Raw genomic sequence first — 23,930 nt, 5'->3', positions numbered from 1 at the left:
CTATCTTGACGATTTCAAGCGTTTTAATATTTTTTACAATAAGTTAGTGACAAGTAGAATAGTCTTATAAACACATCATCCGTGTATAATGCGTTATGGATTTAATATAGAATACTCTTGATAAACACAAACAAACCCATAAAAATAAGCGATTCGATTATTTGCTTTCAGGAGCCAGGATGACTCACGATACTGAACTAAGCGAACTGATGCAGGCTGTAGCTAAAAAAAGCCTGCAGATTATGTCGGACTTCAAAGAAAAACCAATCCCGCTTTCATCGCTGATCAGTCAATACATTGATCTGACGGAGCATTTCCAAAACTTGATTGCTGTCATTCTGAAAAATCCTGAAAAAGTATGGCAAATGCAATTAAATTACCTGGAAGACGCCTTGAGCCTGGCTCAGGCACAATTTAATTATTGGCTTGAAGGAAAACCCCTTCCGATTAACGATCAACGTTTTAATGGAGAAGATTGGATAAACAATCCATTTTTTAACTTACTAAGCCAACATTATCTTTTGGCCAATGAACATATCAATTCATTACTGGAGAATATGGAATACGGTGATGAAAATCTTGCCAAACGCATACGTTTTTTTACCAGGCAGTACCTTGATGCTCTATCTCCAGCTAACTTTATCCACACGAATCCTCAGCTCATGGCAGAAACATTACAAAGCCATGGTAAAAACCTATTACGTGGATTGCATAATTTACTTTCGGATGTAGAAGCAGGATCTTCCAGATTAATTATTAAGATGACGGATACGGAAGCATTTAAAATCGGTGAGAACCTGGCTACAACACCTGGTAAAGTGATATTTCGCAATTCCATGATGGAGTTAATTCAATATTGCCCCCGAACAGCGAAAGTAAAATCCGTACCATTGCTTATCATTCCTCCCTGGATTAATAAATACTACATTTTAGACTTAAGCCCGCATAATTCATTAATACGCTGGTTGGTTGAACAAGGCATTACTGTTTTTATTATTTCCTGGGTTAACCCTAATGAAGCGTATGCCAATAAAAGTTTCTATGATTATTTAAATGAGGGCCCCAGAGAAGCCATTTCAGTAATCCGAAAACAATTGCGTGTCAAACAAGTCAATACACTGGGATTTTGTATAGGTGGGACACTGCTAGCTACTCTTTTAGCTTACAACAAGGCAAATGAGGATCTTTCCATTCGAAGTGCAACCTTTTTAGCTGCAATGATTGATTTTAGTGATCCTGGAGACATTGCTGTTTTTATTGACGAGCAGCAGATTAATAAACTTGAGGAAGAAATGAAATCCAAGGGTTATCTGGCTGGAAAATTTATGGCATCCAGCTTTAATTCCCTAAGGGCAAATGACTTAATATGGTCATTTTTCATCAAAAATTACTTGCGTGGTAAAAACCCGGTTCCTTTTGACATACTTTATTGGAATGCCGATTCCACTAATATGCCCGCAACCATGCATTCTCAATATCTACGCTGGATGTATTTGCATAATAATTTGATCAAACCTGGAAAAATTCGTCTTAATCATACCCCCATTGACGTGACCAATATCGACACACCCACTTTCTTTCTATCCACTCAAAAAGATCATATCGCCCCCTGGAAAACAACTTATAAAGGATTTGAATTAATGAAGGGGCCAAAACGCTTCGTTTTAGGTGGATCTGGACATATCGCAGGAATTATCAATCCACCAACCATGCAAAAATATGGTTACAGAACCAATAACAGCATGGATTTATCTGCTGAGGAATGGTTTGAAAAATCCAAAGAACACTCAGGTTCATGGTGGCCAGAATGGTTAAGTTGGCTTAAATTGCATTCAGGAAGACTCATTAATTCCCCTGATATTAATCACTTGCATTTCACACCTATAATCGATGCCCCGGGGAGTTATGTACTAAAAAAATAATATTTTGAACTCAATAACCATACATTAAAACAAAAAGGAGTTGTATTGTGAGAAAAAAAAACATGATACTTTTGGCAAGTTTATTCTCTTTAGGCAGCCTGAATGCCTTTGCTTCTCAAGATTTGACCGTTGTTAATACTTCCGATGATCTGGGATTTGTGACAATAGGTTCCTATTCCTGTGAAATGACCTCCAGTTGCGCTATTCCCCCTGATAATTCGATTCGTATTAACTTCGATATCGTAGAAGCGGCTTGCGCAAATGCTCCTGCTGATTGTGAAATTGTTTTTGGGGTTGACAGTATAAAAGCAAGAATTGCGACTGGACGCTTTAACTTGAATGAAGGGATACAATATATCGCTCAATCTCGTTGGCTGAATTATTCTGCTCAACGTTTATCCAAAACTGTGGCTGAAATCTATAAAAGATAATTCGATTTTCTCCCCGCCGATGTCCTGGTTAAAGCACACTGCAATAACCAGGTAAAGATTTATTAAAATGGACTGATTGAGATAAATTATGAACACTGGGATCTGATTTTCTCCACCAACTCTCTGTTCTTGCCAAAATCAGAATACCCCATGGTTGCACTTGAAATAACATTCCCATCCGCATGGATGCATAACCAATCAACAAAATGGAAAATGCGGCTTTGTCTATACCCTATCAAAAGAGAAGCGTCCTGTTTCTGAATCTTCAATTCTGGAACCTTACTTTCAATGCATGCTGCCAATTCAGACATGCTCTCAACCTTCAAGGGAACAATATAGTGAGAGTCCGATTCATTAACCAAACTACTTACCCAGTTTGGCTTATCATCAGGCAATTGCCCCTCAACTAATCCCTTTGGCATTTCTCGAAAGTTGATTTGAGGAAATAAATACAGAATGACAATAAGGGTTAAAATAAGGGCTAATACTATACATATCAATTTCATTTATACTGTTTCCATGGTTTCTTTCTGTTCTAAAAATTGCTTTTCAAGCGTTACATAATCAATTTTTCCTGAAGGCAAGACAGGAATTTGGCATGCCGGATAAATAGTATGAGGAACAAGCAGCTCTGATTGTCCTCTCTCCTTAACCTTTTTTATAAATGATACTTTATCTGCATACTCTGCTTCAGTAAATAAGAAAATTTGCTCCCCCTTTCTTGGCGATTTTTGCACAACAGCGGCATGTAATAATTCAGGCCAAATTGAAGCTGCAATTCCTTCCACCGCTGTAAGAGATACCATTTCACCAGCAATCTTGGCAAAACGTTTGGCACGACCTGCTATAGTAATGAATCCATCCGCATTCACGGTGACGATATCTCCCGTATCATGCCAACCATCTTCAGGTTCTATAATTACCCCAGGTTTATCCTCATCAAGATAACCTAACATGATATTGGGTCCGCATAATTTTAAACGCCCGCCTTGTACAATTCCCTCTACTGGTTCTACTTTAAAATCCATAAAAGGTAAAATCATTCCGACACTACCCGGTACTGATGCCAACGGACAATTAAGCGATATGACTGGCGATGCCTCGGTAGCACCATAGCCTTCATAAATTCTTGCCCTAAACGCTTCGCTCCAGTGTCTAATGGTTTCCGGTTTCACTTTCTCGGCGCCAGCAAAGATATAGCGGACGCTGTTGAAATCATGTTTGCCCGCGGCCCTTGCATAACCCGTTAAAAAAGTATCTGTGCCAAACAAAATAGTAGCCCCTGTTTGATAAACCAATCCAGGAATTACCTTATAATGAAGAGGGGAAGGGTAGAAAAAACAATTCAAACCATTAACCAAAGGAAGCACACTTCCTGCTGTAAGGCCAAAACAATGGAATATAGGTAAGGAATTAAATAAAACATCTCGTGGAGTAAAGTCGACTCTGGAAGTCATTTGCCAACAATTAGCCAATATATTGGCATGACTAAGAGCAACCCCTTTGGGTTTTCCCTCAGAACCAGAAGTAAACAGGATTATGCCTGTTGTATCAGGGGATATTTTGTCACCAAGAAAACGGTAGCTTAGAGTGGGAAAGAAGCCTTTGAATACCCCGGACAGCTTGTTACCTAAATGAATGGTTGATTTAAAATTTTCTAAATAATGAATTCTTATACCCGCCTGTTGTAACTCTTCTACCAAGGGTTCTAATTTGGCGGTTTCTATGAATTGTCTTGCGGTATAAATTGATTTAATTCTTGCTGTATTACAAGCTGAATATAAGTTATAAAAGCCCATGCTAAAATTTAACATGGCAGGTATTCGTCTATAAGCTTGTAAAGCAAAAAAAGTGACCATGCCAGCTATAGTAGTCGGCATCATTACTCCAACAGTTTCGCCTATAGCCGTTTGCTTTTTAATTTGGCGCCCCAGAATAAAACAACGAGCAAGGAACTGTCTATAAGTTAAAGGAGTACGACTATTATCTTCTATTTTAGTTTTGTTTTTAGTTCCTATACTCACTCCTTCAATTAAAGCCGAAAACAATACATATGGCTTGAAACTGTTGGCAAACGACAAATCGCTTATTAGTCGGAATAAACGTAAACTGATACCTTCTCTGTCGACACCTGTATTTTCAGCTTGACCAAATTGTTGAGCTGGTAATATATGAAGAGTAATTTTCGGAAATAAGCGTATTCGATGTTTATTTTTGCTATTAGAAAAAATACTGCGCTCAGCCCCTTCAATACGAACCGGAACTACCTCGGCACCTGCCTTTTGGAGTACCAATCCAGGCCCTTCAAATACCTTTAGGCTATCTTCTTGCTGTTTTAACAATCCCTGTGGAAAAAGAAGACAACGCTTGCCAGCCCGTATTGCCCTGATTAAAATTCTTGTAGCTCGAGCGCTGCCTGGATCAACCACTATGACATCAGCAAAAAGCAATAAGGTTTTTACCCATATTTTTTTAAACATACTAGGGTGTAAAGCTAACGTTAATCGTTCGGGTAAAAATACAGACAGGAGTAATACATCAATGACCGAAGTTCTGTTGGCAATAATGACCGAATGAATATTGGGCTGATACTGTCCTTTAACCTCCACTTTAAACCATTTTACCAGAAAAGCTTTTATCCATTTTCTAGCCCGCTGTTTTTGTTTTTCCTTCCAGGTTAAACCTTCCTCATTTGTTTTTGTCATTGTGTTGTATCAGTTATCTCTATATTGACTTTTATTCTGCAAGATTCAAAACGATTTGAATAGATGGGTTTATGAAATCATGTTAATGTTATTTAAAAAAATTTAAGTGAAAAACAATATCTGTTTTTATGATAATTTACTCAGAATATTGAGAGAAGGCTTGCGAGTCCTTAATTCCTGTAATAAAGTGAAGGGCATCTTAACTTTAACACAAAAAACCATTAAGACATTCTGTTTCATTTTAGCCATATTAGTTTTAATTATTTTCGCAGTGGTCTTTCATAATCATTCGTTAGAGATCATTGATTATATAGACGATCTGGGTTGGCTTGCCCCTGTTCTTTTCTTGATTACCTACTGTCTCGCAACTTTGTTTCTTTTACCCACAATGGTATTAACTCTCGCAGGGGGAGCTGTGTTTGGACCTGTATTTGGTACCTTGCTTAATTTATTGGGAGCCACCAGTGGCGCTGCGTTTGCATTTCTAATCACAAGACATTTGGTTTACGATTGGTTCTCAACCAAAAAGGGTGAAAAACTAAATAAATTGATTGCCGGAGTAGACGAAAAAGGCTGGGTTTTTGTGGCTTTCTTGCGATTATTTCCAATAGTACCCTTTAATCTGGTCAATTATGGTCTGGGAGTAACTGGAATATCATTTCGTCTTTATTTGATTACTACTTTTATTTTTCTAATTCCTGCAGAAATTATTTATACCTATTTCGGCTATGCCGGCATGGATGCCCTGACAAGACCAGGCCATTTTTATAGAAATGGCGGGGTTTTTCTCACCGGATTAGCGATTTTCTTCTTATTTGTTATCAGAATAATGAAAAAAAGGTAGCCGTCTTTTTTAACTAGGAGAGGTTTACCAAGATTCATCCTGGTTTAATAAAAAAACCAATTTATCGATAATTGGATGATTGACTTCAAAAACAATGCTATCCAGAGAAAGCACCCTTCTGATACCCTGCAGGCTATTGGTTAAAATAACAGCATCAGCTTCTTCAACCCTTTTTTTCGTTAGTGATATTTCCTGCACTGGAATGTTGTGTTGCTGGCAAAGGGAAATGAGGAGTGACCTGGTAATACCGGGTAAAACACCATCCTCTATTTGCGGAGTATACAAAACGTTATTTTCAATCAAGAACAAATTGGCACAAGTTGTTTCAGTAACATGACTCTCTGTATTGAAAAATAAGGCATCATCTGCTCCAACAGCAACCGCTTGGCGTTGAGCAATAATTGCCTCTAAATAATTCACTGATTTTAATCGATAAAGCGGATTAGCCTTATCCCTCAACCAATTAACGCTGATTAACCGAACAGGATGCTTTTGTATTGAATAATTAAAAGTCTGAAAAATTAATTGACTGACTTGTCCTCGTTCTGCCAACCCCCTGGAGGCAGGACCACCACTCAAAATGGCTTTAATCCCACCATGATACAAGTTATCTTTTTGGATTTTTTGAATAAGGTGCTCAAACCAATCATCAAATGAAATTTCAAAAGGAATACCTAATTGACGAGCTGAATTGCCCAGTCGCTCCCAATGCCTATAAGCATAGGAAGGCTTGGAACTATTGACTCTAATTGTTTCAAATAATCCCTCACCTAAAAAAATGCGATCATCAATTCCAAATGATGGCGTCACGTCTCCTTTTTCTTCGATAACACGAGTAGGCATTATGATCTCATAATTAATAATCTACAAAATCATCCAATTCGTCTCGCAATCGCTTTTCCTCCAACATATTTTCCAGTCGCCTGCGTGCATCCAAACTGACACCAGGAGCCTCTATAATTTCAGTATCCACTTCAACATCATCAAAATCGTCGACAACTTCGATTACTTCTTCTTCATCTTCTTCAAACAAGTCACTCATAACATTCCCTCAAAGAATTAAAAGTAACATTAAATAATTGCTCAAATGGAACAGGATTCCAGGACGGCTATATACCTCATTTTCAATTTTTTGCCTAGTAGTTTTTAATTATTTTTTGCTATAAACTTATCACATCGCGCATTTACAATCACTCAATGCACAATACAACGTATTGATACCTATAAACACTTGAACTTTAAGCCCAATCCATCTAATAATAAAAAAGAATATTAGCGATACTAAATCATGTCAGACCAATATAAAATTGCTCTAAGAAATACCATAAAACAGGTAAGATCCAAGCTTTCTGTATCCTACAGAACCTCATCTTCCAATCAAATTTGTACTCGTATCCGCTCGCTGGAACAATACCGGCAAGCAAAGCGAATAGCCTTGTACTTTGCAATTAATGGAGAAGTTGATTTAACGTCTCTCTGGAAAAGCGCACCTCTTCAGGGTAAATATTGTTATTTCCCGGTATTAAATAAAGATTCTACTCTTTCATTTTTACCGGCTAATCCCAACACGTCATTTAAAATGAACAGGTACGATATCCCTGAACCTGATGTCGATATTGCATTAGCCTTACCTGTTGACGAGTTGGATTTGATTATCATGCCACTGGTTGCTTTCGATGCCTACTGTACCCGCTTGGGAATGGGGGCAGGATACTATGATCGTACCTTGGCTAATAAATCAAAAGCGCATCTGTTAGGTGTCGCCTATCAATTTCAACGAGTTGATTATATTGAATCACGACCTTGGGATGTCCCCCTTGATGCCGTGATAACCCAAAAAGCTATTTATTGGCGAAATCCCGTGGCCTAAAATGACCTTCTAGAGAGCGTCTGTACCGACTTCCCCTGTTCTAACCCTCACTACCTGTTCCAAGGCATAAACAAAAATCTTGCCATCACCAATTTTACCAGTGTAGGCAGACTTGCAAATGGCTTCTATGGCTGCTTCAACCATATTATCTGGCAATGCCAACTCAATTTTAATTTTGGGGAGGAAGTCTACCACGTACTCCGCACCTCGATATAATTCGGTATGACCTTTTTGACGCCCAAATCCTCGAGTTTCCGATATGGTAATTCCTGGCACTCCTATTTCCATTAAAGATTCATGTACATCATCAAGTTTAAATGGTTTGATAATTGCAGTGATCATTTTCATATTTTTTCCATCGCGTTAAATGCAGAGACACCCATGATATTAGTGGTATGCAATTTTTATGTTATTGCTTTTCAAAACATCTTGGGTATAGTTGTAATTCAACAGTTTTGCTAGACTGTATTCAAAAATAATCGGAGCCACTATGTTCGACCCCAAGCAATTTGATGAATTAGCCAATAAGCTTTTCGCTACCTTACCTACCAGTCTACAAAATTTTGAAAAAGACATTCAACAAAAATTTAAAGAAGTACTGCAATCAACATTCAGCCGAATGGACCTTGTTACTCGTGAGGAATTTGATGTGCAATGTAAGGTACTTGCCAGAACTCGAGAAAAATTGGAACAATTGCAGCATCAGCTTGAAGGTTTCATTGAGCAGCAAGAGATTAAAAAATAATAACCATTAGTCGTCAATAGGAAATTTGGCTGACTTAAGTCCAACATAATAAGGAAAAAATCTTATGAATCTCGCATTTACCAAAACGCGAAGTACTATTGGTATTGTCGCACAACCAGTATCTGTCGAAGTCCATTTATCAAATGGCTTGCCAAGTTTTACTATGGTAGGACTTGCTGAAACTGCCGTGAAAGAAAGTAAAGACAGAGTGCGCAGCGCCATTATAAATAGCCAATTCGAATTTCCGTGTCGTAAAATTACTGTTAATCTTGGTCCTGCCAATTTACCTAAAACAGGAAGTGGTTTTGACTTGCCTATTGCATTAGGAATACTCGCAGCATCAGAGCAAATTCCTCTTACCAATCTTGCCAATCACGAATTTATTGGAGAATTGGCTTTAAGTGGCGAGCTTAGAGGGGTTTCTGCCATTATTCCTGCTGTTCTTGCAGCTCATAAAGACAATCAACATCTGATTATAGCGAATGCCAATGCTGCCGAAGCTTCTTTAACCGGGCATCCCAAAGTCTATACTGCCAATAGTTTACGCGAAGTTTGCGATTATCTATGCCAAGGTACTCCTTTACAGAACTTACCCCGCAAACCAGATCTTGTATTAAATAACCATGAATTGGATTGGTCTGATATTAAGGGACAACATCATGCAAAAAATGCTATGGTCATTGCTGCCTGTGGAGGACACAGTATTCTGCTAAGTGGCGCACCAGGCAGTGGAAAAACGATGATGGCAAGAAGATTTAGTACCTTGCTCCCCGAGCTATCCGAAACACAAGCTCTCGAATGTGCGGCTATCAATTCAATTCGAGGCAAATTACCTGATTTCAGAGAATGGCGTTTACCTCCTTTTCGCGCACCACATCATACGGCTTCCCCTATCTCATTAGTTGGAGGGGGCAACCCGCCTAAACCTGGTGAAATTTCATTGGCTCATCACGGTGTATTGTTTTTAGATGAATTACCCGAATTTAACCGGCAAGTACTGGAGACACTTAGAGAGCCTTTGGAGTCAGGGCATATTTGCATCTCAAGGGCAGCTGCACAAATAGAGTTTCCGGCCAAATTTCAATTAATCGCAGCAATGAATCCTTGTCCTTGTGGTCAATGGGGTAACTCACAAGCCAATTGCTTATGTACCCCTGATAGAATCAGCCGATATTTGGCAAAACTATCTGCTCCATTATTAGATAGAATCGATATGCAGGTTACCATTCACGCATTATCTCAAGAAGAGTTAATTAAACCAAACTCTCATACAGAAAAACAAAGTCCTGCTATCAGAGAAAAGGTAATAAAAATGCATGAAATACAAATAACACGACAAAATAGTCTCAATGCCAATTTAAACTCTAAAACATGCGAAATGGTTTGCGAATTGGGATCAGAAGAGCAACAGTTTCTTAGAGACGTCATGAGTAAACTAAAACTGTCGGCTCGTGGTTATCATCGTTTGCTAAAAGTAGGAAGGACCATTGCTGATATGAATGAATGTAATAAAGTCAGGCTAATACACCTGCAACAGGCTTTATCCTATAAACAAATCTTGCATTTGCCCAAATAGAATTTCTTCTTAAATGATTGGGTATAAAAAAAAATTTAGTATTAATCGCATACCCAAAAAGTTGTCCTATAATTATACATAAATATAAATTACGGGGCCATTATGAGAAGCATCCGATTCCTATTTCATTGCATTTTATTAATGTTACCATGGCAATTTGCAGCAGCTAATAGGCCTACAGATAATGCGCTAGCGATTATAAAATCATGCTACGATGAAACAGCAAACCTTAGTAAAGACTTCACCCCGTGCGTTACCAATAAACTTAAGGCTATGCCTAATGCAGAAGATTTTCAATTAATCATGAATTTTAAAACTGACGAAAAAGGCACCAATGAGCGAATACCAGTCTTTATGGTCGATAAAACAGGATATATGCATTACTGCATAGTAACCACAGGACAAACTTTAATAATAAATGCCTGTGCTGGAGAACAAGGAAAACCACTGACGCAAGGACAAATTTTATCTATAGATCTACCTTAATAGACCTACCTTAATAGACCTACATGAAATAATTTTGATGTTTCCTGTCACATACAATAATAGTTAAACGTGAGGTCTTTTAATACAGAAAAAATGCTTTATCAAACGGAAAAAATATTACTCTGGAAATACACCGATACAAATTTATCAAATCAATAGAGACGGCTTAAATTAATAATTTAAAAAATTATTATCCAATATATCCAGATAAGATCTATAATTAACCATATAAATTAAATAAAGTACAATTTCATGCGAATAGCAAGACTAATTTATTTCCTGTTTTTAGTATTTTATCCGTGGCAATCTGCAATGGCAGATCAATATACAGATACTGCGTTATCGCTGTTATCACAATGCTATGATGCATCAGAAGAAATCAATTCAAATATTACTCATTGCTTTAATGAAAAACTAAACAAAATCCCCAATCCTTTAAATTATAAAATTAGCGTACATGCTACGAAAACAAAAAAATCTGATCATGGGAAAATAACAGTCTTTATTATAAATGCTAAAGGAGCTATGCTTTATTGCGTCGGCACTGCAGGGGAAAAATTAAAAATAAACGCTTGTGCTGCTGATATAGGTAAACCACTTACTCCTGAACAAGAATTGTCGATTGAAGGTTTTTTTTAATTAATCACTAACTTGTGAGAAACCAAACAAAACACATGACAGGATATAGAGATATTTAACCCACTATCAGCGACTCAAGAATAGACATCCTTGCATAAACACCGTTAGTAACTTGTTGTAAAATGCAGGATTGGCTGCCATCAGCGACTTCACTATCAATTTCAACTCCACGATTCATAGGCCCAGGGTGCATAACCATAGCATCAGGTTTTGCATAAGACAGGCTTTTTTGAGTAAGGGCAAAATTATCTCTATATAAATTCAAATCCAAATGATCATCTTCCAGCAAACGTTCCTTTTGAACTCGCAGACAAATTATCACATCCGCATCCGCTAGACCTTCTTTGAGATTATCAGTTACTCGTCCAAAGTGGATTTGTGATGGTTGCCAAATCTCTGGAGAAATCAGAACTAACTCACCAATCCCCAATTTACTGCAAATGCATTGGAAAGAGTTAGCAACGCGTGAATGTTTAATATTTCCCAAAATAGCAATTTTTAATTTATCTAGTTGCGGCCTTTGTTCGATTATTGTCACCATATCCAGTATCGCTTGGCTTGGATGAGCATGAGTTCCATCACCAGCATTTATTATATGAACTGTATCACCTAACTTATTGGCTAAATTTTGCTGCAGCCCATCTTGCTTATGGCGAATTACGAAATATTGGATACCCATAGCAGCCAACGTTCTAATGGTATCTTCAATCGCTTCGCCTTTAGTTTCTGATGAAGTCTGAAGCTCCAGATTCACAACAGACATTGACAGGTGACGTTCTGCTAACTCAAAGCTTACCCGGGTTCTGGTACTGTTTTCATAAAATAAATTAGCAATAATACTTTGGGAATAAGAAGGGTATTGCTTTGTATGTTTAAAATATAAAGCTCGTTGCAATAAGGATTCAATTTGTTCAGATGACAATTGACTAATTTCAAGAAAATGCTTCATGTTCCCCCGCCAAATTTTATTTTAGCTCAAAAGAATAAGACTCTTTGAGTTATTCTGATTGTTGCAACCACTGCTCTAGTATAACACAAGCTGCTATACTATCTACCTCAGCTTTTTTAATCCGACGGTACCCTCCCTGCTCAAACAAATACCCTCTGGCCTCCACTGTCGATAGTCGTTCATCGACCAAATGCACAGGTAAAGTAAATCGTTTATGTAATTGTTTTGCAAAACGACGAGCGGCTGATGTTGTGTATAATTCACTGTCATCAATACAGGTAGGAAGACCTACAATTAAAGCTTGTGGATTCCATTGGGTTATCACTTTCTGAATGGCATTCCAATCAGGGATTCCGGCCTTGGCTTCTATAGTAGATAAGGGAGAGGCACTACAAGTTAGCCGCTGCCCTACAGCAACTCCTATGCGTTTATAACCGAAATCAAAACCTAAATACACACCTTTAGGCATGGCCAGCATCAGAAGAAAGTTGATTCATTTTGACACCCAGTGTTAATCCAGCATATTCCCAGCGGTCTTCAAAGGGCACTTCATAAAGAATTTCAGATTTATAAGGGCAAACCAACCACGTGTTACTCATAATTTCTCTTTCCAGTTGCTGCTCTGTCCAGGCGGCATAACCTAAAGTAATTAATACATCTTTAGGCCCTTCGTCATAAGCTATGGCACGAATAATATCATTTGAGGTGGTAACCGTCACCTCATCTTGCAAAAACAAGCTGGAGCGCCATCCGCCCATTTGCTTATGAATAACAAATCCTCTTTCTGGTTGAACAGGTCCGCCAAACAATAAAGGCAATCCATTTTTTTCTACTCGAATAGGTTCGATTTGCAATTGCTCAAAAACAATAGATAATGGAAACTGTAAAGGTCTGTTAATCATTAAACCTACTGACCCCTGCTCGTTATGTTCGCATAAATAGACTACGGACCTTTCAAAATTTGGATCTTTTAAAGAAGGCATGGCAATCAATAAGTGATTGGCTAGTGAACTGATAATTGCCATAAGAAGCCCCCCAAAATTCTCTCCGCTCACTTTAATTATATACCATGTGTGATTTTAATTTTTACATTTTGATTTTAATTTAAACCGATATGGACGAGCATATGCCCAGAATACTGAACCACTATGAATTTCATGGCTAACAGAACTTGTATATTGAAAATTATTATGAAATAGGAAATCTATGATTTTATTTGGTAGCTCCAGAAGGGATGGATTTGACAACTGATATCTTAATGTACAAAGTTGAGTTTTGCGAAAAAGGTCTTCCAGCGGTATAAGAAGTAGAAGAAGAATCTGTATTTTGAACCCCTTCTGCTGTACCTAATGGAACCCATTTATTCAATGGTGCCATGATCGTAGTATCTATTTGTTGATTATCAAATTGTTGATCACTCTCCACATTTTCCTGTTCTCGCACTTTCCTCACGGTCAATTTGACCTGTGAACCTTGCAAAACAGGGTGTACTAATAAACCATTTTGAATATTATGCTGCTCGTAAGACACTCCTGTGGCTAAAAGACCAACACCAACTGAAGTGACTACTGGCACTTGTTCACCGGTAGCGACAAAAGCGGATTCCCCACTCATGACTTTAACGGATTGACTACGCTGCACCTCATATTGTGGTTGTGTGCTATAAACAACATCATTGCCATCTTGTGAGCTTAACCATTCGGGATCCCCTTGGTAAACAGTTATGTTAAAAACAACGGGCGGGACGTCTATCTTATGTAATACATTTCTGATTTGTGTTAAAGTTTGAGGACTTACATTGACAATTAATGTTTGCCCCGAGCCACTCACTTTCTCATCAGTCTGCAATAATGGCTGGATTAATTGAATAACTTTATCTGCTTGCAAATAATTCAATTCGATGACCTTGGTTATCATCTGTTGGGAAAAAGCGTTGCCAGAGATTAACAATATCACTAATAGCCACCGCTTAATCATAGAAACACTCCTGTTGTTCCAGTTTAATTATACAATCCTTTATTGAATTGTAGCACTAATGGATAGACTCACAAGATTATAAATGTCCCGCCTTTAATTCTTAATCTGTACTCACTATAGATAAGTAGTAGTTTTGTTCCTCAAAAAGTTTAGGTATAATCCTCAAACTCTGTTATCCGAGATCAAAATTTATGGGTAGTATATTCAATATGTTCGGGCCTTCTCCAATAAAGCCCATTGAACAACACATACGCAAAGCACATCAGTGTGCCAAACAGTTGTACCCTTTTTTTGAAGCAGTGCTCAAAAATGATTGGGATACTGCAAACAAGATCAAGGATAAAATCATCACTATTGAAAAAGAAGCAGACCTGATTAAACGTGATTTGCGTCTTCATCTACCTACTGGCTTATTTTTACCAGTTGCTCGCACAGATATATTAGAGTTGCTCAGCGCTCAAGATAGAATTGCCAATAAAGCAGAAGATATTGCTGGCTTAATTATAAGCAGGCAAATGGACATACCTAAAAAATTAATCCCGTCTTTTATGCCTTTTTTAAGTCGATGTCTTGATGCCTCGAAACAGGCCTGCACAGCAATTAATGAATTGGATGAATTGCTTGAAACCGGATTCAGAGGCAGTGAAGTCAAAATCGTTGAAGAAATGATAGTAAAATTAGACGAAATCGAGCATGACTGCGATGAAAAACTTGCCGATATTAGGCATAAAATCTTTGAATTAGAAAAGGAACTCCCTGCTATAGATGTCATCTTTCTATACAAACTGGTCCAATGGATTGGCGAATTGGCTGACCATGCCCAGACAGTTGGTGGTCGACTTCAAATTCTTATTGCCCGGTAGTTATCACTCATGGATTATTCAATTTACCTACTTTTTGCTGCTCTTATTCTTTGTTTTCTTATGACCTGGGGGGTCGGCGCCAACGATTTGGCTAATGTCATGAGTACCACTATGGGCTCAAAGGCAGTAACCGTCCGTCAAGCCATGCTTATCGCTATTATTTTCGAATTTGCAGGCGCTTTTTTAGGAGGTGAAGGAGTCACTGAAACCATGCGTGATGGGATTATCAATACCAGTCAGCTTTCTAATGAACCTTTAATCCTCATCGAAGGCATGTTATGCGTTTTGTTCGCCTGTACAATATGGATGAATCTTGCCAGTTACCTGGGAGTTCCTGTTTCGATAACTAACGCATTGGTAGGTTCCATGGTTGGCTTTGGTACTATAGTTTTGGGTCCAGATGCAATACATTGGAATCAAGTGGCTCGAATCGCTATTGGATGGGTTTCATCCCCCTTGATTTCTGGAATTACAGCCTACGCCTTGTTCATTAGTATACAGCAAACGATATTCGTAAAAAGCAATCCCTTGACTAAAGCCAAGCTATATATCCCTATTTATCTTTTTTTAATTGGTTTTATCTTATCGTTTATCACTGTATTTAAAGGACTTAACCATTTTGATATTCACTTGAATTTAAAACAGGATTTAGCAGTAACTCTGGCAACCAGTATAGTAATTACTATTCTGGGCATGATCTTTATTAAACGTATTCCTGAATATCATAAAATAAGGCGCAGGGAGCGATTTATTCAGGTAGAAAAATATTTTGCTGTGCTTATGGCAATGACGGCGTGCGCTATGGCTTTCGCCCATGGCTCCAATGACGTCGCCTTGGCGGTTGGACCGTTAAGTATTGTCCATAGTCTGGTCATGCATTCCAATCAAATATTTGATGCAGATAATTATCCTTCCTGGATTATTTTATTAGGCTGCCTAGGGGTAGTAATTGGCTTTCTCATGTATGGAAGAAAAGTCATCGAAACTGTAGGAAGTTCCATTACCGCTTTAACACCCAGCCGTGCTTTTGCCGCAACACTTTCTGCAGCAACTACAGTAGTAGTTGCAACTAGCACAGGAATACCAGTTTCGGCCACTCAAACATTGGTTGGTGCTGTTTTAGGCGTAGGTTTGGCAAGAGGTATCGGTGCTTTAAATCTCATTGTCATCCGTAATATCTTTATGTCATGGGTTCTGACATTACCCGCTGCCTCAATTTTAACAATTTTATCCTATAAACTTTTGCATGCTTTGTTGGGGTAATCCAAAAAAGCTAATAACTGAAAAGACCCATGTAAGTGCAACTCCAACAGCAAAATAAGAAAGTTAGTTGGATAGATTTTAAACTAAAGCTCTCGGACAACTCATGGGTTTTTCTTACTTCGATCACAGAATACAATTTCCCGAGAGAATCAGTATTTGGCATGGCAATTTTGTTTTAAACGATGAGGATTGTTAAATTGGGAAGCTTAAAACCCTTCCCAAATGTCACTTTGATCGATCTTATAGTCTTTGTCGTCTCTCATTTTGAATAGACGCTCATGCTTTTTAATTTCTTGCAGTTGCGATGCTGATTTTTTATGGGTTGCATCAAATTCATATAAAAACTTATCGTAAGGACTGACATAAGCTTTATTTATATCATCTGTATTCATACTCAATCCAAAATAACTTTATTTAAAAAAATATATTTTATCGTTTTTTTATCTAAGTTACCATTGTTCTTCTTGCAAGTACAATAATAGGTTACATCATGAATTTGAAAAAAGCGGAATTACATGTGCATTTGGAAGGGACTATTTCTCCTGACCTGGCTAAAAAACTGGCAAAAAGAAACCAATTAACTCTCCCTAATGGTCTTATTGCGGCAGATGAAAAAAGTTACTTATCAAAAGACTTTCTCGATTTTCTTAAGGTGTATGATACCTTGGCATCCGTCATTAAAAATCCACAAGATTATTATGATATTACCTTTGATTATCTTAAATCGAATGCTCAAGAACACGCCATCTATATTGAAATGATGTACTCCCCGGATCATGCAGAGCAATCCAGTGGGATTCCCTCTAAGGAACATTTAGCTGCAATTCAACAAGCGATTGATGATGCTAAAAGTCAATTTGATATTGTTGGAAGAATTATTGTTACTGCCGTACGCCATTTTGGTGTAGAGGCATGCGAACGCGTGGCAAAGCAAGCTTCAATAGATAAGTTTCCTTGTGTAACAGGATTTGGATTAGGTGGGGATGAGGCAAAATTTCCTCCTCAATTATTTACCAAAGCTTACCAGATAGCAGCAGATTCCGGACTGGAATGCACTGTCCACGCTGGCGAATTTGATTCTGCCAAAGGAATGGAGGAGGCAATGAAAACCTTGCCAATAAAAAGAATTGGACATGGGGTTAGAGTAATTGATTCCCCTGATATCATGTCCATGGTTAAAGATAGGGGTATTGCATTGGAAGTGTGCCCCACGAGTAACATATTTTTGGGGTTATTCAAAGACATGAATAGTCATCCTTTCCCTAAACTTTATGAAGCAGGAATTAAGGTGAGTATTAACTCTGATGATCCTCCTTTTATGAGTACTACACTTGCTCAAGAATACAAAAGGGTTCAAAAATCTTATGGTTATAGCGATGACACAATGAATGATATTACCCGTATGGCTATTGAGGCTGCTTTTGTTGATGAAAAAACCAGGAAGGAACTTTTATTAAAATTAGAGCAATAATCTCACCATTATATTTCTATTGTCAGTACTATACCTTGCTGACTTGAGGCTATAAGGCTGCTGTTACATCTGGGCAAGTTGGTGCTTGATACATGATTTCAACACCAACCATAACTAAAACCATCCAGTTGAAGTTGAAAAATATTTTAGATTTTTATAAAACTCATTTTATTAATCTCTTGGTTGGCCAAGGACGACCTGATACTATTATTTTATTTTCCTATTAATTAGCTATGAAAACAAAACATTTTGACCTTATAGTTCTTGGAGGAGGAAGTGGCGGAATAGCCAGTGCTGTTCGTGCTGCCCAGTATGGAGCCAAAGTAGCTGTTATTGAGCAAAACCACTTAGGAGGGACCTGCGTTAATTTAGGGTGTGTACCTAAAAAAATTATGTACAATGCTTCATCCATTGCAGAAACACTCCATAAGTCCCCTGATTATGGGTTTTTCCTGGAAAACAATGCCAAGTTAGATTGGAAACGACTGGTGAATAAACGTAATGCGTATATTGAGCGGTTAAGAGAAAATTATGCGAAACGATTTTCACAGCACAAAATTACTCTGATTCAAGGCAAAGGTATTTTCCACGATCAAAGTTCTATCACGATAGATCATACTATTTATCAAGCAGAACACATTATTATTGCAACTGGCGGTGAGCCAGCTCTACCGGCAATTAATGGCATAAAGCATGCTATTGATTCCGATGGTTTTTTTTCATTAACTAAATTACCAGCTAAAGTAGCGGTTATTGGTAGCGGTTATATTGGTGTTGAATTAGCAGGAATCCTAAACTCACTCGGCAGTGAAACTCACTTGCTAATGAGAGGCACGCGACCTCTGAGTCGCTTTGATCATATGATTGGTGATACCTTAATGGAAATTATGCAAAAACAAGGAATCTATATTCATCAAAACCATAAAGCCCAAGGGATCCATCTGCACAGCGACGGTAGAAAAAATATTTTGTGCCAAAGTGGCTCTGTTATTGAAAATATTGATGTCATTATTTCTGCTGTAGGTCGAAAGCCGAGAACTGGCAATTTAAATCTTGATAAAATAAAAGTTAACATGGATGACAAAGGATTGATCCTGGTTGATGCTTTCCAAAATACTTCCGTTAAAGGTGTTTATGCAATTGGGGATGTCACTAATGCTCCCGCATTGACTCCTGTTGCAATAGCGGCAGGGAGACGTTTAGCAGACCGAATTTTTGGGAATCAACCTGATGCCTGTTTAAATTATGATAATATTTGTTCAGTAGTATTCTCCCATCCTCCAGCAGGTTCTGTTGGTTTAACCGAGCATGAGGCCATTGAAAAATATGGCATGAATAGAATTAAAATATATCAAACCCGCTTTATCCCTATGTATGATGCATTAAGTATTGATAAAACTCCTACTGCTATGAAATTAGTTACCTTGGGTAAAAAAGAGAAAATTATTGGTTTGCATGTCGTCGGATACAGCGCCGATGAAATGTTGCAAGGTTTTGGGGTCGCCATAAAAATGGGCGCATGTAAAAAAGACTTTGATAATACAGTAGCCATTCATCCAACCAGCGCTGAAGAATTTGTAACTATGGTGTAAACAAACATGAGTGATTCTATTCGAAAATTTGAAGACAAGCACCCCAAATTAGGTGAACGAGTTTATATTGATCCGCAATCCACTGTTATTGGCGACGTCACCCTGGGAGATGACGTATCCGTATGGCCTATGGCTGTTATACGTGGTGATGTGAATTATATTCAAATAGACCACTCCTGCAGCATTCAAGATGGTGCGGTGCTTCATGTCACTCATGATGGCCCTTACACTCCTGGTGGTAGGCCATTAATTTTAGGTCATGGAATCACAGTAGGACACAAAGCTGTCTTACATGCCTGCACTATTGATAATTACTGCCTCGTTGGGATGGGTTCTATAATTTTAGACTCCGTACACATACAAAAACATGTCATGGTGGCTGCAGGAAGCATTGTGCCCCCGGGAAAAATACTCAAAAGTGGATATTTGTATTTGGGAAGCCCCGCTCAAGCCATCAGAAAACTGACCACAAAAGAGATAGAACACATTGAATATTCTGCCGGGCATTATATAAGATTAAAGGATAGATATTTTACATAATCTGATGATGTTCTTTGTATTCAAGTTTCACTGCCGAACGCTTCTTTAAAATCACTGCCAGATAATTCAGTATTTGTAAAAAGGGCATTATCAATTAATTTGATATTGCCGCCCATAATATTTCTGCCAGAGCAAAAATATGCATTTAAACTTCTGCTTTTGTATACCAATAATCTACCGAAGTTGTAAAAAGTAGTTTTAACTGCCTAGAACGGCCTTAGCTTGCATGCATCTCTATTTTTTAGTCTGCTCGTGATTTGCTTCTCCTTATGTCGTCATGCCTTGCAAAGCCATTTTCTGGGCCTTTTCTCGCAAGGCAAAAGAAGCCTTTCATTTAGACTCAATTGATAACATTAAGAATGATAAACTTGAAAGTATATAAAAAAAAAGCGGCATGTAAGCCGCTATAAAGAATAAAACCCTGGCGATGACCTACTTTCACATGAGGAAGCCTCACACTATCATTGGCGCGGAAATGTTTCACTTCTGAGTTCGAGATGGTATCAGGTGGTTCCAAATCGCTATAGTCGCCAGGAAAACTGGTTTACCTGAGGCTTTGATTGCTATCGATTAAGCCACAGGTTTGGTAAAGAGTCCGAGTTTACACGATGCGTTGTACGCATTCAATTCAATTTTATATTCTGAAGTGACTCAGATTATATGGTCAAGACAATCAGCCAATTAGTACAAGTTAGCTTCACACATTACTGCGCTTCCACACCTTGCCTATCAACGTCGTAGTCTTCAACGGGCTTCATGGGAAAACTCATCTTGAGGGAGGCTTCCCGCTTAGATGCTTTCAGCGGTTATCCCGTCCGAACTTAGCTACCCGGCCATGCCACTGGCGTGACAACCGGTGCACCAGAGGTTCGTCCACTCCGGTCCTCTCGTACTAGGAGCAGCTCCTCTCAATTTTCCTACGCCCACGGCAGATAGGGACCGAACTGTCTCACGACGTTCTAAACCCAGCTCGCGTACCACTTTAAATGGCGAACAGCCATACCCTTGGGACCTGCTTCAGCCCCAGGATGTGATGAGCCGACATCGAGGTGCCAAACACCGCCGTCGATATGAACTCTTGGGCGGTATCAGCCTGTTATCCCCGGAGTACCTTTTATCCGTTGAGCGATGGCCCTTCCATTCAGAACCACCGGATCACTAAGACCAACTTTCGTTCCTGCTCGAGCCGTCACTCTCGCAGTCAAGCACCCTTTTGCCTTTACACTCTTGGTACGATGTCCGACCGTACCGAGGGTACCTTTGTGCTCCTCCGTTACTCTTTGGGAGGAGACCGCCCCAGTCAAACTACCCATCATACACTGTCCTCATCCAGGATTACTGGACCAAGTTAGAACCTCAATAACAACAGGGTGGTATTTCAAGGGCGGCTCCATGAGAACTAGCGTCCTCACTTCACAGCCTCCCACCTATCCTACACAGTCATCATCAAAGTCCAGTGCAAAACTATAGTAAAGGTTCACGGGGTCTTTCCGTCTAGCCGCGGGTACACTGCATCTTCACAGCGATTTCAATTTCACTGAGTCTCGGGTGGAGACAGTGTGGCCATCGTTACGCCATTCGTGCAGGTCGGAACTTACCCGACAAGGAATTTCGCTACCTTAGGACCGTTATAGTTACGGCCGCCGTTTACCGGGGCTTCGATCAAGAGCTTCTCCGAAGATAACCCCATCAATTAACCTTCCGGCACCGGGCAGGCGTCACACCCTATACGTCTTCTTACGAATTTGCAGAGTGCTGTGTTTTTAATAAACAGTCGCAGCCACCTGGTCTCTGCGGCCCTCTCCAGCTCTGAAAGTAAATCCCATCACCAGAAAGGGCGTACCTTCTCCCGAAGTTACGGTACCATTTTGCCTAGTTCCTTCACCCGAGTTCTCTCAAGCGCCTTAGTATTCTCTACCTGTCCACCTGTGTCGGTTTGCGGTACGGTTCTCTATAAGTTATGGCTAGCAGCTTTTCCTGGAAGCCGGGCATCAATGACTTCTCTGTACCAAAAGGTCAGAACCACTTCGCACCTCAGAGTTATGGAAAACCGGATTTGCCAAGTCTTCCCCCCTACATGCAAGTACCAGGACAACCAACGCCTGGCTCACCTAGCCTTCTTCGTCCCCACTTCACCACTTATAAAAAGTCCAGGAATATTAACCTGGTTCCCATCGACTACGCTCTTCAGCCTCGCCTTAGGGGCCGACTCACCCTGCTCCGATTAACGTCGTGCAGGAAACCTGGGACTTCCGGCGTGTGGGCTTTTCACCCACATTATCGTTACTCATGTCAGCATTCGCACTTCTGATACCTCCAGCAGACTTCTCAATCCACCTTCTTCAGCCTACAGAACGCTCCCCTACCACGTGCGCCTTCGCGCACATCCGCAGCTTCGGTGACTAGTTTTAGCCCCGTTACATCTTCCGCGCAGGCCGACTCGACCAGTGAGCTATTACGCTTTCTTTAAAGGGTGGCTGCTTCTAAGCCAACCTCCTGGCTGTCTATGCCTTCCCACATCGTTTCCCACTTAACTAGTACTTGGGGACCTTAGCTGGCGGTCTGGGTTGTTTCCCTCTTCACGACGGACGTTAGCACCCGCCGTGTGTCTCCCGTGATTCAATTAGCCGGTATTCGGAGTTTGCATCGGTTTGGTAAGCCATGACAGCCCCCTAGCCGAAACAGTGCTCTACCCCCAGTAATCATTCACGAGGCGCTACCTAAATAGCTTTCGGGGAGAACCAGCTATCTCCGGGCTTGATTAGCCTTTCACTCCTAGCCACACGTCATCCGATAATTTTTCAACATTACCCGGTTCGGACCTCCAGTTGGTGTTACCCAACCTTCATCCTGCACATGGCTAGATCGCCCGGTTTCGGGTCTACTCCCAGCGACTATCGCCCTATTCAGACTCGATTTCTCTACGGCTCCCTTATTCAGTTAACCTCGCCACTGAAAGTAACTCGCTGACCCATTATACAAAAGGTACGCAGTCACACCTCCGAAGAAATGCTCCCACTGCTTGTACGCAAACGGTTTCAGATTCTATTTCACTCCCCTCTCCGGGGTTCTTTTCACCTTTCCCTCACGGTACTGGTTCACTATCGGTCAGTAAGTAGTATTTAGCCTTGGATGATGGTCCACCCATCTTCAACCAGGATTTCACGTGTCCCGGCCTACTTGCTCGCGTGCCTAGTTCCTCATCAAACCTTCGTATACGGGGCTTTCACCCTCTATGGCCAACCTTCCCAAGTTGTTCTACTCAATTCAATAATAAATCACGCCAGGCTCCTCCCCGTTCGCTCGCCGCTACTTGGAGAATCTCTCTTGATTTCTTTTCCTTCGGGTACTTAGATGTTTCAGTTCCCCGAGTTCGCCTTTGCATCCTATGTATTCAAATGCAAATGACCGCATCGCTGCAGCCGGGTTCCCCCATTCGGACATCTATGGCTCAACGCTCGTTTCCAGCTCCCCATAGCTTTTCGCAGGATTCCACGTCCTTCTTCGCCTCTTACTGCCAAGGCATCCACCGTTTGCGCTTCTCTTCTTGACCATATAACCTCAATCACCTCAAAATCATATGATGCATATACCAATCGCTTGTGTTACCTCTTCTTCTTTACCATCTTGTTAATGAACTCCGGCTATACCAGAATAAAATGCTCTCTCGCAAAAACACTTTGTTCTGGTCAATCCCCTCAATCTATTGGTGGAGCCGAGGAGGATCGAACTCCTGACCCCCTGCGTGCAAGGCAGGTGCTCTCCCAGCTGAGCTACGACCCCAATCTTGGACCGCGTTCCGATTCTTGAAAACAAACTGTGTGGGCACTCTAGTTCCTTCTGTGCCTTTCTATTTAAGGAGGTGATCCAGCCGCAGGTTCCCCTACGGCTACCTTGTTACGACTTCACCCCAGTCATGAACCACACCGTGGTAAACGTCCCCCCAAAGGTTAGACTATCTACTTCTGGTGCAACCCACTCCCATGGTGTGACGGGCGGTGTGTACAAGGCCCGGGAACGTATTCACCGCGACATGCTGATTCGCGATTACTAGCGA

General features: G+C 40.0%; 23 protein-coding genes, 1 tRNA gene and 3 rRNA genes (1 of these 27 running past the window's edge). 13 read left to right on the top strand and 14 right to left on the bottom strand.

The genetic code is table 11. The annotated features are described in order from the left end of the window. Positions 1-179 precede the first annotated feature (179 nt). Both EL201_RS03095 and EL201_RS03090 read left to right on the top strand, forming a co-directional pair. Positions 180-1,922 (top strand): PHA/PHB synthase family protein, encoded by a 1,743-nt coding sequence (locus EL201_RS03095; RefSeq protein ID WP_027223650.1) that lies wholly within the window; start codon positions 180-182, stop codon positions 1,920-1,922. Positions 1,923-1,969: 47 nt separating this feature from the next. After that, on the top strand, positions 1,970-2,353 hold the full coding sequence (locus EL201_RS03090; protein WP_027223649.1) for a hypothetical protein: 384 nt from the start codon (positions 1,970-1,972) through the stop codon (positions 2,351-2,353). An 86-nt stretch (positions 2,354-2,439) separates the two neighbouring features. On the opposite strand, the gene EL201_RS03085 is transcribed toward EL201_RS03090, so the two are convergent. Both EL201_RS03085 and EL201_RS03080 read right to left on the bottom strand, forming a co-directional pair. Next, positions 2,440-2,859 carry a DUF1499 domain-containing protein gene (locus EL201_RS03085; protein ID WP_027223648.1) on the bottom strand — a complete coding sequence of 140 codons (420 nt, stop codon included), beginning with the start codon at positions 2,857-2,859 and terminating at the stop codon, positions 2,440-2,442. Beyond that, positions 2,860-5,058, bottom strand: coding sequence for an AMP-binding protein (locus EL201_RS03080; RefSeq protein ID WP_027223647.1), 2,199 nt, complete (start codon positions 5,056-5,058; stop codon positions 2,860-2,862). Between the two features lie 160 nt (positions 5,059-5,218). On the opposite strand from EL201_RS03080, the gene EL201_RS03075 reads away from it, so the two are divergent. Continuing rightward, positions 5,219-5,902 (top strand): TVP38/TMEM64 family protein, encoded by a 684-nt coding sequence (locus EL201_RS03075; RefSeq protein ID WP_050598322.1) that lies wholly within the window; start codon positions 5,219-5,221, stop codon positions 5,900-5,902. A 24-nt stretch (positions 5,903-5,926) separates the two neighbouring features. Here EL201_RS03075 and EL201_RS03070 read toward each other — a convergent pair whose 3' ends face one another. Next, entirely contained in the window at positions 5,927-6,745 is an 819-nt protein-coding gene (locus EL201_RS03070; RefSeq protein WP_027223645.1) for an aminotransferase class IV, read from the bottom strand. 13 nt (positions 6,746-6,758) lie between these two features. Beyond that, complete coding sequence (locus tag EL201_RS03065) at positions 6,759-6,944, bottom strand: PA3496 family putative envelope integrity protein (RefSeq protein ID WP_010946331.1); 186 nt, start codon at positions 6,942-6,944, stop codon at positions 6,759-6,761. A 246-nt stretch (positions 6,945-7,190) separates the two neighbouring features. Between EL201_RS03065 and EL201_RS03060 the strand changes: the two genes are divergently transcribed. Then, entirely contained in the window at positions 7,191-7,772 is a 582-nt protein-coding gene (locus EL201_RS03060) for a 5-formyltetrahydrofolate cyclo-ligase (RefSeq protein WP_027223644.1), read from the top strand. Positions 7,773-7,781: 9 nt separating this feature from the next. Here EL201_RS03060 and EL201_RS03055 read toward each other — a convergent pair whose 3' ends face one another. Next, a complete protein-coding gene (locus EL201_RS03055; protein ID WP_027223643.1) occupies positions 7,782-8,120 on the bottom strand; it encodes a P-II family nitrogen regulator in 339 nt (112 codons plus the stop codon). Between the two features lie 142 nt (positions 8,121-8,262). Between EL201_RS03055 and ubiK the strand changes: the two genes are divergently transcribed. From ubiK to EL201_RS03035, 4 genes are all read left to right on the top strand, one after another. After that, positions 8,263-8,517, top strand: coding sequence for a ubiquinone biosynthesis accessory factor UbiK (gene ubiK / locus EL201_RS03050; RefSeq protein WP_027223642.1), 255 nt, complete (start codon positions 8,263-8,265; stop codon positions 8,515-8,517). A gap of 64 nt (positions 8,518-8,581) precedes the next feature. Continuing rightward, the gene (locus tag EL201_RS03045; protein ID WP_027223641.1) at positions 8,582-10,093 is read left to right on the top strand and encodes a YifB family Mg chelatase-like AAA ATPase; all 1,512 of its coding nucleotides are present in this window, start codon (positions 8,582-8,584) and stop codon (positions 10,091-10,093) included. Between the two features lie 102 nt (positions 10,094-10,195). Then, the gene (locus EL201_RS03040) at positions 10,196-10,579 is read left to right on the top strand and encodes a hypothetical protein (protein WP_027223640.1); all 384 of its coding nucleotides are present in this window, start codon (positions 10,196-10,198) and stop codon (positions 10,577-10,579) included. 312 nt (positions 10,580-10,891) lie between these two features. Then, on the top strand, positions 10,892-11,218 hold the full coding sequence (locus EL201_RS03035) for a hypothetical protein (protein WP_027223639.1): 327 nt from the start codon (positions 10,892-10,894) through the stop codon (positions 11,216-11,218). Between the two features lie 55 nt (positions 11,219-11,273). On the opposite strand, the gene EL201_RS03030 is transcribed toward EL201_RS03035, so the two are convergent. The 4 genes from EL201_RS03030 to EL201_RS03015 form a co-directional block, all read right to left on the bottom strand. After that, on the bottom strand, positions 11,274-12,167 hold the full coding sequence (locus EL201_RS03030) for an aspartate carbamoyltransferase catalytic subunit (protein ID WP_027223638.1): 894 nt from the start codon (positions 12,165-12,167) through the stop codon (positions 11,274-11,276). 49 nt (positions 12,168-12,216) lie between these two features. Continuing rightward, positions 12,217-12,636: a Holliday junction resolvase RuvX gene (ruvX, locus tag EL201_RS03025; protein ID WP_027223637.1), complete on the bottom strand. Its 420-nt coding sequence runs from the start codon at positions 12,634-12,636 to the stop codon at positions 12,217-12,219. Further along, the gene (locus EL201_RS03020) at positions 12,629-13,192 is read right to left on the bottom strand and encodes a YqgE/AlgH family protein (protein ID WP_027223636.1); all 564 of its coding nucleotides are present in this window, start codon (positions 13,190-13,192) and stop codon (positions 12,629-12,631) included. Before EL201_RS03020 ends, ruvX begins: the two co-directional genes overlap by 8 nt. A 187-nt stretch (positions 13,193-13,379) precedes the next feature. Then, positions 13,380-14,144, bottom strand: a complete 765-nt coding sequence (locus tag EL201_RS03015; RefSeq protein ID WP_027223635.1) for a type II/III secretion system protein — start codon at positions 14,142-14,144, stop codon at positions 13,380-13,382. A 191-nt stretch (positions 14,145-14,335) separates the two neighbouring features. On the opposite strand from EL201_RS03015, the gene EL201_RS03010 reads away from it, so the two are divergent. Both EL201_RS03010 and EL201_RS03005 read left to right on the top strand, forming a co-directional pair. Further along, positions 14,336-15,007, top strand: a complete 672-nt coding sequence (locus EL201_RS03010) for a TIGR00153 family protein (RefSeq protein ID WP_027223634.1) — start codon at positions 14,336-14,338, stop codon at positions 15,005-15,007. Positions 15,008-15,016: 9 nt separating this feature from the next. Then, positions 15,017-16,270, top strand: coding sequence for an inorganic phosphate transporter (locus EL201_RS03005; protein ID WP_027223633.1), 1,254 nt, complete (start codon positions 15,017-15,019; stop codon positions 16,268-16,270). A 206-nt stretch (positions 16,271-16,476) separates the two neighbouring features. Here the strand turns inward: EL201_RS03005 and EL201_RS03000 are convergent, their stop codons facing one another. After that, entirely contained in the window at positions 16,477-16,662 is a 186-nt protein-coding gene (locus tag EL201_RS03000) for a CBU_0585 family protein (RefSeq protein WP_027223632.1), read from the bottom strand. Positions 16,663-16,760: 98 nt separating this feature from the next. Between EL201_RS03000 and EL201_RS02995 the strand changes: the two genes are divergently transcribed. The 3 genes from EL201_RS02995 to EL201_RS02985 all read left to right on the top strand — a co-directional run bounded on the left by EL201_RS02995 (position 16,761) and on the right by EL201_RS02985 (position 19,873). Continuing rightward, positions 16,761-17,741, top strand: a complete 981-nt coding sequence (locus EL201_RS02995; RefSeq protein ID WP_027223631.1) for an adenosine deaminase — start codon at positions 16,761-16,763, stop codon at positions 17,739-17,741. Positions 17,742-17,974: 233 nt separating this feature from the next. Continuing rightward, on the top strand, positions 17,975-19,333 hold the full coding sequence (gene gorA / locus EL201_RS02990; RefSeq protein ID WP_027223630.1) for a glutathione-disulfide reductase: 1,359 nt from the start codon (positions 17,975-17,977) through the stop codon (positions 19,331-19,333). Positions 19,334-19,339: 6 nt separating this feature from the next. Beyond that, the gene (locus EL201_RS02985) at positions 19,340-19,873 is read left to right on the top strand and encodes a gamma carbonic anhydrase family protein (protein ID WP_027223629.1); all 534 of its coding nucleotides are present in this window, start codon (positions 19,340-19,342) and stop codon (positions 19,871-19,873) included. A 419-nt stretch (positions 19,874-20,292) separates the two neighbouring features. Here the strand turns inward: EL201_RS02985 and rrf are convergent. The 4 genes from rrf to EL201_RS02965 form a co-directional block, all read right to left on the bottom strand. After that, positions 20,293-20,408, bottom strand: a 5S ribosomal RNA gene (rrf, locus tag EL201_RS02980). Between the two features lie 125 nt (positions 20,409-20,533). Next, a 23S ribosomal RNA gene (locus tag EL201_RS02975) occupies positions 20,534-23,426 on the bottom strand. 154 nt (positions 23,427-23,580) lie between these two features. Beyond that, positions 23,581-23,656, bottom strand: a tRNA-Ala gene (locus tag EL201_RS02970). 72 nt (positions 23,657-23,728) lie between these two features. Next, positions 23,729-23,930, bottom strand: a 16S ribosomal RNA gene (locus EL201_RS02965) (it continues 1,342 nt past the right edge of the window). The 16S, 23S and 5S rRNA genes sit together here with 1 tRNA gene alongside, the layout of an rRNA operon.

The organism is Legionella pneumophila subsp. pascullei (genome assembly GCF_900637585.1).
Classification (GTDB): domain Bacteria; phylum Pseudomonadota; class Gammaproteobacteria; order Legionellales; family Legionellaceae; genus Legionella; species Legionella pascullei.
This window is presented reverse-complemented; position numbering and strand designations above follow the sequence as displayed.